General features: G+C 72.8%; 13 protein-coding genes. 6 read left to right on the top strand and 7 right to left on the bottom strand.

All coding sequences use genetic code 11. The features are described from left to right. Nucleotides 1-75: 75 nt before the first annotated feature. Nucleotides 76-1191: a questin oxidase family protein gene (locus tag ACZ4MH_RS16025; protein WP_351596143.1), complete on the bottom strand. Its 1116-nt coding sequence runs from the start codon at nt 1189-1191 to the stop codon at nt 76-78. A gap of 237 nt (nt 1192-1428) precedes the next feature. On the opposite strand from ACZ4MH_RS16025, the gene ACZ4MH_RS16020 reads away from it, so the two are divergent. Then, a complete protein-coding gene (locus tag ACZ4MH_RS16020; protein WP_351596146.1) occupies nt 1429-1854 on the top strand; it encodes a pyridoxamine 5'-phosphate oxidase family protein in 426 nt (141 codons plus the stop codon). A gap of 207 nt (nt 1855-2061) precedes the next feature. Here the strand turns inward: ACZ4MH_RS16020 and ACZ4MH_RS16015 are convergent, their stop codons facing one another. Then, nucleotides 2062-2481 carry a hypothetical protein gene (locus tag ACZ4MH_RS16015; RefSeq protein WP_351596149.1) on the bottom strand — a complete coding sequence of 140 codons (420 nt, stop codon included), beginning with the start codon at nt 2479-2481 and terminating at the stop codon, nt 2062-2064. 53 nt (nt 2482-2534) lie between these two features. Next, nucleotides 2535-3092: a GNAT family N-acetyltransferase gene (locus ACZ4MH_RS16010; protein ID WP_351596151.1), complete on the bottom strand. Its 558-nt coding sequence runs from the start codon at nt 3090-3092 to the stop codon at nt 2535-2537. A 188-nt stretch (nt 3093-3280) separates the two neighbouring features. Between ACZ4MH_RS16010 and ACZ4MH_RS16005 the strand changes: the two genes are divergently transcribed. The 4 genes from ACZ4MH_RS16005 to ACZ4MH_RS15990 all read left to right on the top strand — a co-directional run bounded on the left by ACZ4MH_RS16005 (nt 3281) and on the right by ACZ4MH_RS15990 (nt 8409). Further along, entirely contained in the window at nt 3281-4282 is a 1002-nt protein-coding gene (locus tag ACZ4MH_RS16005) for a sigma-70 family RNA polymerase sigma factor (RefSeq protein ID WP_351596154.1), read from the top strand. A 243-nt stretch (nt 4283-4525) separates the two neighbouring features. Further along, the gene (locus tag ACZ4MH_RS16000) at nt 4526-5287 is read left to right on the top strand and encodes a DeoR/GlpR family DNA-binding transcription regulator (RefSeq protein ID WP_351596157.1); all 762 of its coding nucleotides are present in this window, start codon (nt 4526-4528) and stop codon (nt 5285-5287) included. After that, nucleotides 5284-6231 carry a 1-phosphofructokinase gene (pfkB, locus tag ACZ4MH_RS15995; protein WP_351596160.1) on the top strand — a complete coding sequence of 316 codons (948 nt, stop codon included), beginning with the start codon at nt 5284-5286 and terminating at the stop codon, nt 6229-6231. Before ACZ4MH_RS16000 ends, pfkB begins: the two co-directional genes overlap by 4 nt. Before the next feature lie 99 nt (nt 6232-6330). After that, on the top strand, nt 6331-8409 hold the full coding sequence (locus ACZ4MH_RS15990) for a PTS fructose transporter subunit IIABC (RefSeq protein ID WP_351596163.1): 2079 nt from the start codon (nt 6331-6333) through the stop codon (nt 8407-8409). A 92-nt stretch (nt 8410-8501) separates the two neighbouring features. Here the strand turns inward: ACZ4MH_RS15990 and ACZ4MH_RS15985 are convergent, their stop codons facing one another. After that, on the bottom strand, nt 8502-9770 hold the full coding sequence (locus tag ACZ4MH_RS15985) for a L,D-transpeptidase (RefSeq protein ID WP_467754547.1): 1269 nt from the start codon (nt 9768-9770) through the stop codon (nt 8502-8504). A 79-nt stretch (nt 9771-9849) separates the two neighbouring features. Next, a complete protein-coding gene (locus ACZ4MH_RS15980) occupies nt 9850-11037 on the bottom strand; it encodes a CaiB/BaiF CoA transferase family protein (protein WP_467754538.1) in 1188 nt (395 codons plus the stop codon). A 517-nt stretch (nt 11038-11554) separates the two neighbouring features. On the opposite strand from ACZ4MH_RS15980, the gene ACZ4MH_RS15975 reads away from it, so the two are divergent. Next, nucleotides 11555-11806 (top strand): hypothetical protein, encoded by a 252-nt coding sequence (locus ACZ4MH_RS15975; RefSeq protein ID WP_351596171.1) that lies wholly within the window; start codon nt 11555-11557, stop codon nt 11804-11806. 74 nt (nt 11807-11880) lie between these two features. On the opposite strand, the gene ACZ4MH_RS15970 is transcribed toward ACZ4MH_RS15975, so the two are convergent. Both ACZ4MH_RS15970 and ACZ4MH_RS15965 read right to left on the bottom strand, forming a co-directional pair. Further along, nucleotides 11881-12489, bottom strand: a complete 609-nt coding sequence (locus tag ACZ4MH_RS15970; RefSeq protein WP_351596173.1) for a hypothetical protein — start codon at nt 12487-12489, stop codon at nt 11881-11883. 78 nt (nt 12490-12567) lie between these two features. Next, nucleotides 12568-13719: a P1 family peptidase gene (locus ACZ4MH_RS15965; RefSeq protein WP_467754537.1), complete on the bottom strand. Its 1152-nt coding sequence runs from the start codon at nt 13717-13719 to the stop codon at nt 12568-12570. Nucleotides 13720-13758: the final 39 nt, after the last annotated feature.

Below are 13758 nucleotides of genomic sequence, written 5' to 3'. Positions count from 1 at the left end.
GCTCCCGCAATTCTTGAAGTTTTAACAAGGAGTGGAGCGAAATGGAGAGGGTGGACAGGGGAGTGAAACGACGCGTCAGTTTTTCGGGGGGATGAGGGCGACCGCCTGGTGGGCCGCCCGCAGCGCCTCGGGGCGGCCGGTGGCTGTGGCCACGTCGAGCGCGGTGTCCGTCAGTTTGATGGCGTGCTCGTCGCCGTGCGCGGCCGCCCGTTCGAAAGCGTCGGCCAGGGCGTCGGGCAGAGCGTCGGCCAGCGCGTCGGTGCCGGGCGCGGCCTCCGGGGCGCTGGCCGTGGCGGCGGCCCCCGGCCGCCGGCGGCGGGGCGCATACGCGGCCGTCACCGCCGCGCTCGCGGCCCACGCGGCGTGCAGGCTGGGCACCCAGAGGTGTTCGGGCAGCGCGGGGAGCGTCCGTAGGACGGCGTTCGGGGCGGTCGCCGCGTGCACCAGCATCACGGGCTCGGCGGCCGCGTCGACCGCGTACCGGGCCGTGGCGGCCGCGACGACGGCGGCCAGCAGCGCCCTGGCGTCCGCAGGCCCGTCAGCGGGCCGCAGGGCCGCCGCCGCGGCCGGCCAGCCCGGCGTGTCCGCCAGCTGGGCCAGCCGCCCCCGGATGCCGCCCGACTGATCCGGTACCGGCGGTACGCCCCACAGCGCGTCCTGCGGGTCGTACTGACCCGCAGGGGCCGGTACCCCGTCGAGCGGCAGCCGGCGCGCCGCCCAGTAACCGAGCGCGTGCGCCAGTTCCGCCACCCGCGGTTCCTCCTCGCCGTCCTCCATGAGCGTGCGGACGGCGTGCCCGACCCTGATGACGGGGTGTGTGGCGGCGCCCGCGATACCGGGGAGCAGCCGCGGCCACCACTCGGCGAGCACCTCCCGCCAGGGCCGGTCGGCGAGCTGCCGGCCCATGTACGCGGTCCAGTCGGTGACCCGGCGCGGGTCGCCCAGCGCCTCCCGCCAGTTCGCGTCGGTGACCGCGGTGTCGGCGGCCGGGCGGTCCTCCAGCTTGGTCTCGTAACGGTCGAGCCAGCGGTGCACGGAACCGGCCCGGCCGTGCCGGACCAGCGCCTCGACCGCCATCGGGCCGTGGTTGCTGAGGTAGCCGTGGAACTCCGGCCCGTGCGTGTGCAGTCGCTCCAGGGCCTCGTCGAGAGTGCCGCTCGCGGGGTGCGGGGTGCCGCTCGTGGTGTCCATGTGCCGAGGCTAGGGACGCGGGCGCGCGGGCGTAACGGACCGTGGCCCCAACGCCCCTCGAACGGCCGCCCTACGCCCATGGTCGTACGGCCGGCGACACGCGGAATGCCCTGCGGCCGCCCTTCGTTGTGCAGGCGGACGAGGACATACTGCGAGGGCATACGGGGCGACGCGCCCCGCTGTCCACGCAGGTCCACTCGACATGCCACGCACATCGACGCCCCAGGAGGCGCAGCGATGCCGCTCACCGTGGAAGAACGTGACCAGTTGCTCGCCGAGCCGCACGTCGCCGTGCTGGCTGTGGAGTCAGGAGGCGCTCGCGCCCCGCTGGCGGTGCCGGTCTGGTACAGCTACCGGCCCGGCGGCGACTTCCTGGTCTTCACCGGCCGTACGTCCCGCAAGGCGCGGCTCATCGAAGCGGCGGGGCGGTTCTCGCTGGTCGTGCAGCGCACCTCGCCGACGTACCGGTACGTCACGGCGGAGGGCCCGGCGAAGCTGGTCCCGGTCACCGCCGAGGACGTCGAGGAGGTGGCCGGGCGGTACGTGCCTCCGGAGGGCGTGGCGGATTACGTACGGCAGGCGCTCTCCGGGGACGGCGACGAGGTGGTCGCCGTCGTCCTCACTCCGGAGCGCTGGATCTCGGCGGACGCGGGTTCGTCCTGAGGTGGTCCGGAGAGCCTGACCGTGGACCGAAAGGCCCGAAGGCCCGACCGTGACCCGAAGGGCCCGACCGTGGCCCGCACGGTCCGACCGCGGCCCGACCGTACGCACCGTCCGGCGCGGCAACGACGACGTCCCGCCGATCGTCGACGCCCCGCCGACCGTCGGCTGACGACGGGGCGGGGCGGCGTGGGGTCTCTCGGGGCGTGGTTACCGTCGCGTCCCCGGAGCGCCGTGCGTACGGAAGAGGTACAGGGCCACGACCAGCATGATCACGCCGAAGAGGGCGCCCATGCCCGATGCCTTCAGGGCCGTCGACGTCCCCGCGAGGCTGTAGAGGAAGCCCATCGTGGCGCCGAACATCACGCCGTACGAGAGGGCGCGGACCTCGGTGATCATGCGGGACTGGCTGTGCATCAGGGCCAGCCCGAGGACCACGGTCACCGCGGTGGCGAGCAGGCCGAGCACGAACGCGTGGACGCTGGACGAGCCGGTGCTGTGGTCGAGCAGCCCCGCGTAGATGCCGTAGGCGATGCCGCCCGCGACGGGGACCCCGGTCGTGACGGCCAGGTGGTGGCGGGGGGCCGCGGCCGTGGTGGCCGTGGAGCGGGTGCGAGCGTGCGTCTGCATGACGGCTCCTCTCTCTCGCCCTCCCTCCAGGCGACACCCGGGCCCGGCCGGCGTCAACCGGAGCCGAGCTCCTTCTCGTACCAGGCCACGTCCCAGTAGCGGCCGAATTTGCGGCCGACCTCCGCGAACGTACCGGCGTGCCGGAAGCCGAAGCGGGCGTGCAGGGCGGCCGAGCCGGGGTTGGGCAGCGCGATGCCCGCGTACGCGCGGTGCACGTCCTCGCCCTCCAGGGCCTCGAAGAGCGCCTTGTACAGCAGGGTGCCGACGCCGCGCCCGGTCGCCTCGGGCGCGAGGTAGACCGTCGTCTCGACCGAGGTGCGGTACGCGGGCTTCGGGCGGAAGGGGCTGGTGGTCGCGTACCCGAGGAGGCGGCCCTGCCGCGCGCCATCGGCCGCTGCCGGTCCCTCCGCGCTCTCCCGGGCAACCAGAAGGCGGTGCGGGCCGTCTTCGGGGTGGGAGAGGAGCCAGGGTCTCCGCTCTTCGGGGGTGAAGGGCTCGGTGTCGAATGTGATGGCCGTCTCACGGATGTAGTGGTTGTAAAGCTCCGTGAGGGCCGCCAGATCGGCCTCGGTGCCCGGCCTGACCTGCACTTCCCCGCACTCCAGCGGCATGGGGCCTCCCTCGGTGGGGACGCAGGGTACTGCATGATCAGAAAAACGACGGGTCGCCGTGGGAATTCTGTCCGGTTTCCAGCCGTTGTTTCCTTCAGACGGGGGCACCCGGCCCCGGCAGACAGCAGGGATCAGGTGTCCCGGCCGCCACCATCCCGCGACCGACTCATCGCAGAGGGAGCACACGCATGGCAACCCGTGCCGTCGCCCGTCGTCAGCCCACCAGGAGCGGTGCTGACACGGCAAACAGTGTTCGCGCCGTAGGCGGGGAGATCGCCGACCGCGACCTGGTCGGCATGTACCTCGACGAGATCGCGCGCACGCCACTGCTCGACGCCGCCAAGGAGGTCGAGCTGTCGCAGACCATCGAGGCGGGTGTCTATGCCCGGCAGATCCTGGACGGCGAGGTGACCGACGGCAATGCCGCGGGCGCGACGCCCGAGGAGCTGCAGGCGCTGGTCGACGAGGCCGAGAAGGCCAAGGACGTCTTCATCCGTTCCAACCTCCGCCTGGTCGTAGCGGTCGCCCGCCGCTATCCGCGCAGCGGCCTGCCGCTGCTGGACCTGATCCAGGAGGGGAACGCCGGTCTGGTGCGCGCGGTCGAGAAGTTCGACTACGCCAAGGGCTTCAAGTTCTCCACGTACGCGACGTGGTGGATCCGCCAGGCCATCACGCGGTCCATCGCCGACCAGTCCCGTACGATCCGGCTGCCCGTCCACCTGGTCGAGGAGCTGGGCCGGATCCGCCGTGTGCAGCGCGAGTTCAACCGCGAGCACGGCCGCGACCCGGAGCACGCGGAGATCGCCGCCGAGCTGGGCGCCAAGCCCGAGCGGATCAGCGACGTCCTGGACTGGGCCCGCGACCCCGTCAGCCTGAACATGTCCGTGGACGACGAAGGCGAGACGCAGTTCGGTGACCTGCTGGAGGACACCTCCGCGGCGTCGCCCGAGCAGTCCGTGCTCACGCTGCTGCGCAGCGAGGAGCTGGAGGACCTGATAGACCGCCTCGACGGCCGCACCGCCTCGATCATCAAGGCGCGGTACGGCATAGAGGACGGCCGCGAGCGGACCCTGACCGAGGTCGGCAAGCAGCACGGCCTGACCCGTGAGCGGATCCGCCAGATAGAGAAGCACGCGCTGCTGGAGCTGAAGCGCATGGCGCACGACACCGGCTTCGACGCCGCGGCGTAACGCTTCTTCATCCCACAACCGGGACCTCGCCCTGAAGCGGGTCCCCCCAAGACGAGCCCCGGCACCCTCCCCCGAGTGCCGGGGCTCTTTGCTGTCCGCACGTGACCGGCCCTCCGAGGGCGTGCCCGTTTGTGTCTGTACATTGCCCGAGTCTGTTTACTTCGCAGAAATCCGGGCGTAGCCTGCTGGTGAAACCACACGTTCGGGCATCGTACGGACAGGAACGGAACGGACCGAGGTCGCATGTACGCAGCGGAACGACAGCAGGAGATCCTGCGCCTCGCCCGGGACGGCGGGCGGGTCGACGTCCTCTCCCTCGCCGAGGAATTCCAGGTCACCGCCGAGACCGTGCGGCGCGACCTGAAGGCGCTGGACCGCGCCGGACTGGTCCGGCGGGTGCACGGCGGGGCGATACCGGCGGGCCGGCTGGACTTCGAGCCGGACCTCGCCGAGCGGGACACCGTCGCGGCCGACGAGAAGGACCGCATCGCGCGCGCCGCGCTAGCCGAGCTGCCCGACGACGGCAGCGTGATCCTGGACGCGGGCACCACCGCGGCCCGGCTGGCCGCGGAGTTCCCGCTGGAGTCCGACGTCACCGTCGTGACCCACGGCCTCCCCGTCGCCGCCCGCCTCGCCGACCACCCCGGACTCACCCTGCACCTCGTCGGCGGCCGCATCCGGCACCGCACGCGGGCCGCCGTCGACGACTGGGCGCTGCGTGCCTACCGCGAGATCAATGCCGACGTCCTCTTCCTCGCGACGAACGGCTTCTCGCTGGAAGGCGGCCTGACCACGCCCGACCTCGCCGAGGCCGCCGTCAAGCGGGCGGTGATCCGCGCCGCCCGGCGGGTCGTGCTGATCGCCGACTCCTCGAAGTTCGGGCAGCAGCACTTCGCCCGCTTCGGCGACCTCTCCGACGTCGACATCCTGATCACCGACACCGGGCTCAGCCCCGAGAACGCCCTCGCCATCGAGCGCGCGGGCACGGAAGTAGTACGCGCATGATCCTCACCGTCACCCCCAATCCCAGCCTGGACCGCACGTACGAGGTGCCCGCTCTGGAGCGCGGCGCCGTGCTGCGGGCCGGTGCCGACCGGGTCGACCCCGGCGGCAAGGGCGTCAACGTCTCCCGGGCCGTCGCGGCCGCCGGGCACGAGACGCTCGCCGTGCTGCCGATCGGCGGTCCGGCCGGGCAGGCGCTGGCCGACCTGCTGGTGGCCGAGGGGATAGAGGTCGCGCCGGTCCGGGTGGCGGGGGCCACCCGCTCCAACATCGCGGTCGCCGAGCCCGACGGCACCCTCACCAAGATCAACGCGTCCGGCCCCGAGCTGTCGGCGGCGGAGTCCGAAGCGCTGCTGGAGACCGTGCGGGAGCGCTCGGCGGGCGCCGCCTGGATCGCCTGCTGCGGCAGCCTGCCGCGCGGGCTGGCCCCCGAGTGGTACGCCGACCTGGTCGCCCGCGCGCACCGGGCCGGGGCCCGGATCGCCCTGGACACCTCGGGTCCGTCGCTGATCGCGGCCCTGCGGGAGCGCCCCGACGTGGTCAAGCCCAACGCCGAGGAGCTGGCGCAGGCCGTCGGCCGGCCGCTCGCCACGATCGGCGACGCGGTGAAGGCCGCGGAGGAGCTGCGTGCGCTGGGCGCCGAGGCGGTGCTCGCGTCGCTCGGCGCGGACGGGCAGCTGCTGGTCGACGCGACCGGTACGTACTACGGCACCGCCGAGGTGGACGCCGTCCGCAGCAACGTCGGTGCGGGGGACGCTTCGCTGGCCGGGTTCCTGGCTGCCGGGGGCGCGGGGGAGCGGGCGCTGGCCTCGGCCGTGGCGCACGGGGCTGCCGCGGTGCAGCTGCCGGGCAGTGTGATGCCTACGCCTGCCGACCTGCGGCCGTCGGACGTGACCGTGACCGATGCGGTGCCGATGGACCGCCCGCTGACGGAGGCCGTGTCATGAACGGATCTGTGCGTCGGGGTCGCCCGCCGTTCGATTGTCCTCAAACGCCGGACGGGCTGGATTTTGCCCGGACAGGCTGGATCGTGAAGGGAGCCCGCGATGAGTGAGCTGATCACCGCGGATCTGGTCGACCTCGACCTGTCCGCCGACACCAAGGAAGCGGCCGCCAGGTCGCTGGCCGAACGGATGGTGGCGGCCGGTCGCGTCACCGACCTGGAGGGTTTCCTCGCGGACGTGGCCGCGCGCGAGGCCCAGATGCCCACCGGGCTGGACGGCGGCATCGGCATCCCGCACTGCCGGAGCGCTCATGTCACCGAGCCGACGCTGGCCTTCGGGCGCAGCGCCGCCGGCATCGACTTCGGTGCCGCGGACGGCCCCGCCGACCTGGTCTTCCTGATAGCCGCGCCGACCGGCGGCGACGCCGACCATCTGTCGATCCTCTCGACGCTGGCCCGGCACCTGATGGACGCGGAGTTCACCGGCGCGCTGCGCTCGGCGGACGACCCGGAGCGGGCGGCGGCGCTGGTACGGGGCGACGAGCCCGAGGCTCCCGCGACCGAGGCCGCGGCCGAGCCCGAGACCGAGCCCGCGGCCGACGCCGCCGACGAGCCGGATGCCGCCCCAGCAGAAGCGGAGCCCGCCCCGGAAGCCGAGCCCGCAGCCGCCCCGGAGGCCACCGGTACGTTCAAGATCGTCGCCGTCACCTCCTGTCCGACCGGCATCGCGCACACCTACATGGCCGCCGAGTCGCTGACGAAGGCGGGCGAGGACGCCGGCGTGGAGCTGGTGGTCGAGACGCAGGGGTCGGCCGGGTTCACCCGCCTCGACCCCGCGGTGATCGCGGCCGCCGACGGCGTGATCTTCGCGCACGACGTGGAGGTCCGGGACCGGGAGCGGTTCGCGGGCAAGCCCGTCGTCGATGTGGGCGTGAAGGCCGGCATCAACCGCCCCGCCGAACTGATCGCCGAGGTACGGGAGAAGGCGGCGCGCGGCGAGGCCGGTGCGCCGGCCTCGCACCGCGACGCGCCCATGGACCGCGGCGGCGAGGAGACCGACGGCTACGGCACCCGGCTGCGCAAGTGGCTGATGACCGGCGTCAGTTACATGGTGCCGTTCGTCGCCGCGGGCGGCCTCCTGATGGCCCTGGCCTTCGCGATCGGCGGGTACACGATCAACAAGGCGCCGTCCGTCGCCGAGCACTTCATCTGGACGGACACCAGCAGCTGGGCCGCGCTGCTCTTCCAGGTCGGCAACGTGGCCTTCACCTTCCTCGTGCCCGTACTGGCCGGGTTCATCGCGTACGGCATGGCCGACCGGCCGGGACTCGTGCCGGGCTTCGTGGGCGGCTCGATCGCCCTGACGATCAACGCGGGCTTCCTCGGCGGCCTGATCGCCGGCCTGCTCGCGGGCGCGGTGGTGATGGCCATCCAGCGGGTCCGGGTGCCGGCGCCGCTGCGCGGCATCATGCCGGTGGTGGTGATCCCGCTGATCTCCTCGGCGGTGGTCGGGTTCCTGATGTTCCTGGTCATCGGCAAGCCGATCGCCGCGCTCCAGAAGGCGCTGACCGACTGGCTGTCCGGCCTGACCGGCGCCAACGCGGTCATCCTGGGCGTCATCCTCGGCCTGATGATGTGCTTCGACCTCGGCGGCCCGCTGAACAAGGTCGCGTACGCCTTCGCGGTCGGCGGCCTGGCCAACCCCAACGAGGGCAGCCTGAAGGTGATGGCCGCGGTGATGGCGGCCGGCATGGTCCCGCCGCTGGCGATGGCGCTGGCCACGACCGTGCGCGGCAAGCTGTTCAGCAAGGCCGAGCGGGAGAACGGCAAGGCCGCCTGGGTGCTGGGCGCTTCGTTCATCACCGAGGGTGCGATCCCGTTCGCCGCGGGCGACCCGTTGCGCGTCATCCCGGCCTCGATGGCGGGCGGCGCGGTGACCGGTGCGCTGTCGATGGCGTTCGGCTGCACACTGCGTGCCCCGCACGGCGGCATCTTCGTGGTCCCGCTGATCGGCCAGCCGCTGCTGTACCTGGTGGCGATCGCCGCCGGCGTGGCCGTCAGTACGGCCCTGGTGGTCGTCCTGAAGGGGATGCGCAAGACCGGTATGGAAGCGGCGGCCCCCGCCGTGGAGGGCGAGCCGCAGTCGGCCGCCGAGGCGAAGAGGGAGCCGGTCGCCGCCTGAGATCCGGCGCCCGCCCCTCCCGAGAACACATCACCCCGCTGCCAGTGCCCGGCAGCGGGGTGATGTCCGTTTCGGCGTGCGTACGGCGGGTCTCAGACCGCGCTGCCGGCCTTCCAGTCCTCCCACGAGAGGTTCCAGCCGTTCAGGCCGTTGTCGGGCTGGACGGTCTTGTCGTGCGAGTTCTTCACGACGACGACGTCACCGACGAGGGAGTTGTCGAAGAACCACTTACCGTTGGAGTTGCCCCCGCCGCCCTTGTTGTCCTGCAGGCCGACACAGCCGTGGCTGGTGCCCGACCGGCCGAAGACCGAGGGGGAGCCCCAGTAGTTGCCGTGGATGAAGGTGCCGGAGGAGGACAGGCGCATCGCGTGCGGCACGTCCTTGATGTCGTACTCACCGCCGAAGCCGACGGTGTCACCGTTCATCCGGGTCTCCTCGAACTTCTCCGAGATGACCATCTGGCCGTTGTACGTCGGGTGCTCGGCGCTGCCGCCGGAGATCGGCACGGTCTTGAACACCTTGCCGTCCCGCTTCACCGTCATCGTCTGGGTGTTCATGTCGACGGTGGAGACCTGGGAGCGGCCGATGGTGAAGGTGACCGTCTTGTCCTGGACGCCGGTGACGCCGTTCGCGCCCTCCACTCCGTCCAGGGCGATCTTCATGGTGACCTTCGAGCCGGCCTTCCAGTAGTCCTGCGGGCGGAAGTCCAGGCGCTGGTTGCCGAACCAGTGGCCGACGACCTCCTGGCCGCTGCTGGAGGACACCGTGATGTGGGACTGGACGTCCTTCTTGTTCGTGATGGCCTTGTCGAAGTTGAAGGACACCGGCATGCCCACGCCGACGGTCTTGCCGTTGTCGGGCGTGAAGGTGCCGATGAAGCTGTTGGTCGGCGAGACCGTGGTGAACTTGGCGTTCTCGGTCGCCTTGCGGCCCTTGGCGTCCTTGGCGTTCGCGACGATCCGGTACGGGGTACCGCGCTCCAGCTGGGCGTCCGGCTTCCAGCTGCCGCCGTCGCCGGATATCGTCCCGGAGACCTGCTCGCCGGTGTCGACCCGCTTCAGCGTGACTTCGGTGAGCTTGCCGCCGCTCACCTTCACGTTCGTGCCGTTGATGCTGGCACCGGTCGAGCCGTCCTTCGCCGACACCTTGATCTTGGCGTCGGAGGCGTCCTTGGCGGCCGCGGCGTCGGCGCCCGCCTGCCCGTCCTTGTTGTTCGCGCCCGAGGCGTCACCGCCGCAGGCGGTCATGGCCAGGGCGCCGGCTGCGAGCAGAGCGGCCGCCGCGAGGCCTCGCCGCAGCGAGCGCGAATTGCGGGGCTGTGCGGGCGCGGCGTTGTGCGGCGTTGTCACGAGCTGCTCCAGGCAAGAGTGTTGGTCCACTGTTCTTAAACAGCGACTGTGAGCCGTTTTGGTTGCAGCTCTCCATATCTTGTGACTGATGTCACACAAGTGGGGGAAGCGGCTGGTCGGAGGGGCCGGCCAACCACTCGCGGAGCTGTGTTCCGTGCTCGTCCAGCCGCGGTGGCGCGACCGGTTCGGCCACCGGGGTGCGGGACAGCCGCAGGGGGCTGCGTACTTGCGGTACCCGCCCCTCGCCCACGGGAACGACCGGATCCAGCCCCAGTCCCGCCGCGAACTCCAGGGCTTGGCTCACGGTGTTGACGGGTCCGCACGGCACCGACGCCCTGCCGAGCCGCTCCGTCCAGCCCCGCGCGGTGTCGGCCGCCAGCCGCGCCTCCAGCTCCTTCACCAGCTCCGTGCGGTGCGCCACCCGGTCGGGATTGGTCGCGAACCGCGCGTCCTCGGCCAGCTCCGGAGCTCCCAGCGCCACTGCCAGCGCCCGGAACTGACGGTCGTTCCCCACCGCCACCGACAGCAGCCCGTCGCGGCAGGCCAGCGTCTCGTACGGCGCGATGCTCGGGTGCCGGTTGCCCATCGGGCCCGGGTCGCGGCCGGTGGCCAGGTGCCCGGACGCCTGGTTGACCAGCGAACCCAGCAGGGAGGACAGCAGGTTCACCTCGACGTGCTGCCCCTGGCCCGTACGGTCCCGGTGGCGCAGTGCCGCCAGGATGCCGGTCGTGGCGTCCTTCGCGGTCAGTACGTCCACCAGCGCCACGCCCGCCTTCAGGGGCGGGCCGCCGGGCTCGCCCGTGATGCTCATCAGCCCGCCGACCGCCTGCACGACGAAGTCGTATCCGGGCAGGTGGGCGCCCTCGCCCGACCCGAAGCCGGTGATCGAGCAGTGCACCAGGCCGGGATTGGCGGCGAGGGAGGCGACGGGGTCCAGGCCGTACTTGGCGAGCGCGCCGGGCCGGAAATTCTCGATCAGGACGTCGGCCCGCACGGCCAGTTCGCGGGCCGCCTCGGCGTCGTCCGGCGCGGAGAGGTCCAGGGCGAGGCCGCGCTTGGAGCGGTTGGCGGCGTCGAAGTACGCGGCCGTGCCGTCGGCCGCGAAGGGCGGCCCCCAGGCCCGGGTGTCGTCACCGGCGCCGGGCCGCTCCACCTTGACCACCTGGGCGCCCAGGTCGGCCAGGGTCGCGGCGGCCAGTGGCCCCGCCAGCACCCGGCTGAAGTCGGCGACGAGCACTCCGTCGAGCGGCTTCGGCAGGTCCGTACACTCCACGCGCACTCCTCCGTCATGGTGATCCGGTCGTCCGGTCACCCGTATCGGTGGTCCGTTTGTCGTATCGGGTTGTCGTATCGGGTGAGTGGTGCGCCGCCATGCTCGCGGACGATCTTGGCCGGGCGGAACCCGCCGATGCGTCCAACGCGCACCGCCCGACTCGGCCGTGCAGGAGTGGTGGGGACGTACCGGCGAAACGGGCGGATGCCGGGACGCCGCGCCGCGGGCCGCCGGTTTCTTACGGACGCGGCGCGAAATTGTGGCGGAATTCTTGCGGTGTTTCCGGCGATTCTTGAGGGGCTCGCACCTGATGCGGTGGGATGAGGGATGGTTGCGGCGTGATGCGGGAAGAACCCTGAGTGATGCAGGAAGGTCCGATAGTGGTGGGAGATGCGTCACTTCGGGTCTTAAGTCCTATAAAAACCTGTCATAAAGCCTGAGGCGTGGTGTCTACTGTTCCGCGTCAGTCGCCGGTGCCGAGCGCGCCGGCGCAGCGCCGCGCCCGTACGCCATGGAGGACCGGATGCTCCTCTCCGTCTCGACCCTGCAGCAGATCGGCCTGGCCGTGCTGCTGCTCGCGACCCTCGCCTGGGCCATCGGGCTGGTCCGGACCGTACGCCGGGACCGCCCCGCGCCCCAGCCGCCGGGCGCGGCCCCACGGCTGCTCAAGGCCGTACCGCGGCAGGTCGTCCCGCCGTCGGAGAGCGTCGAGCTGACCGCGGCCGAGCGCGAGGCCTTCGCGGGCCTGGTAAGGGAACTGACGCGCGGTCACTGAGCCGGTACCTGACACGCGGTCACCGAGCCGGTGCCTGACGCGCGGTCACCGAGCCCCTGCTGGTCGGCTGATGATCAGCTGATCGGGCCGAGCTTGAGCAGCGCCAGCGACGCCAGCATCTGTACCGCCACCGCACCCACCGACCGCAGCGTCGGCAGGTGGTGCTGGCCCCGTATGAGCAGCACGGCCAGGGCGAAGCCGAAGCCCCAGGAGGTCAGCGCCACCGCCTGCGCGACGGGATGGTGCTCGGGCAGCAGGAACGACAGCGCGAGACGCGGCAGGTCCGTCACCCAGAACACCACGATGAACAGGCTGACCGTCGGCCGGAGCCGGCCGCTGCCGCCGAGGGTGCGCGCGATGGCGTGCGTGACCAGCCCCAGCCCCAGGCTCGCGACCAGTACGCCCGCCTCGGTGACGCCCACGAGCTGCCACACCACGTCCAGCGGCCCGGTCCCCCACTGCGCCCGGAAGGACTTCGACGCCAGCAGCCCGAGCGCGCCGCCGACCAGCGTCAGCAGGACCGCCGCGCTCCACGCCCCGCGGTCGCGCGCCTCGTCCAGTACCTCCACCGGCCGGTACCACAGCCCCAGGATCAGCCGGTGCCACCACAGCCGGCGCCGCCTGGCGGCGGGCCGGGGTGCGGGGGCCGGCTGGACGAGGGTGGGCGGCGGCGGTTCGGGCATACGGCCGTTTCTACCACCGGGATTCGCGCGGCGACGAGGCAGGGACCGGTGGGCGCGGCAGGGCCGGTGCGGTACCGCTCAGCCGGTTCCGTACAGGTCGGTGTACGAGGGGAAGACGCCGCCCGGGCCGTCCACGCCCTCCGCCGCCAGCATCGCCTTCACGACGGCGCGGGTCAGCGCGTCGGCGCCGGCCGCCAGGATCTCGTTGACCGCTCCGGCGTCGGCGTGCACGGCGAACGCCGGGTCGCTCTCGGCGCTCTCCGGCGCCGCCGGCCGCTCGCCGGTGGCCAGCGCGAAGACGGTGTCGCCGTCCGACAGCAGGTGCACCGGCCGTATCGCCCGGGCCAGTCCGTCGTGGGCGGTGCCCGCGAGCTTCTGGGCCTGGGCGCGGGTGAGGGCGGCGTCCGTGGCGACGACGGCGAGGGTGGTGTTCAGGGGCGGGCGCACGGAGGCCGCCGAGCGCGCCGCCGACTCCGCGCGCGCTGCGGCCAGGTGGCGCGTCGCGGCCGTGTGCAGCTCGGGCGCGGGCGGCCGTGCGGTGCCCTGGTACAGCCGTCCGTACAGCAGCCCCGTCACCGGGTCGACCGGCGAGCCCGCCGCGTTGACCGCCGCGAGCACCGCGACCGTCACCCCCGACGGCAGGACGACGCTCGCCGTGCCGATGCCGCCCTTCAGGCCGCCGGCCACCGCGCCCGTACCGGCGCCCACGTTGCCCTGGGCCACCGCCGAGCCGGGCGCGCCGCGGTGCGCCGCCTCGATCGCCGCGCGGCCGAGCGCCGCGTCCGGACGGGCCCGCCAGTCGCCGCCCCGCCCCAGGTCGAAGAGGGCGGCGGCGGGCACCACCGGCACCACCTGCGCGGGGTCGGGTCCCACCTGGAAGCCCCGGCCGTGGTCCTCCAGCCAGGCCGCGACGCCCGAGGCCGCGTCCAGTCCGAAGGCGCTGCCGCCGGTCAGTACCACGGCGTCCACGCGCTGTACGAGGTTGCGCGGGTCCAGGGCGTCGGTCTCGCGGGTGCCGGGGCCGCCGCCCCGTACGTCGACGGCGGCGACCGCGCCGCCCTCGGGCGCGAGGACGACGGTCGTGCCGGTGAGCTGGCCCGCGTCCGTGCGCTGCGCGTGCCCGACCCGGAGGCCCGGCACGTCGGTCAGCGCGTCGTGCGGGCCGTGCGGGGTGAGGGACTGCTCGGTACCCGCGTCGGGGGACTGTCCGGTGCGTGTGCGGTCGGCCATGGTCCATGCGTACCACGGGCGCGCGGCGCCGGAGGGGAT

This window comes from Streptomyces sp. NPDC026301 (genome assembly GCF_055567935.1).
This window is presented reverse-complemented; position numbering and strand designations above follow the sequence as displayed.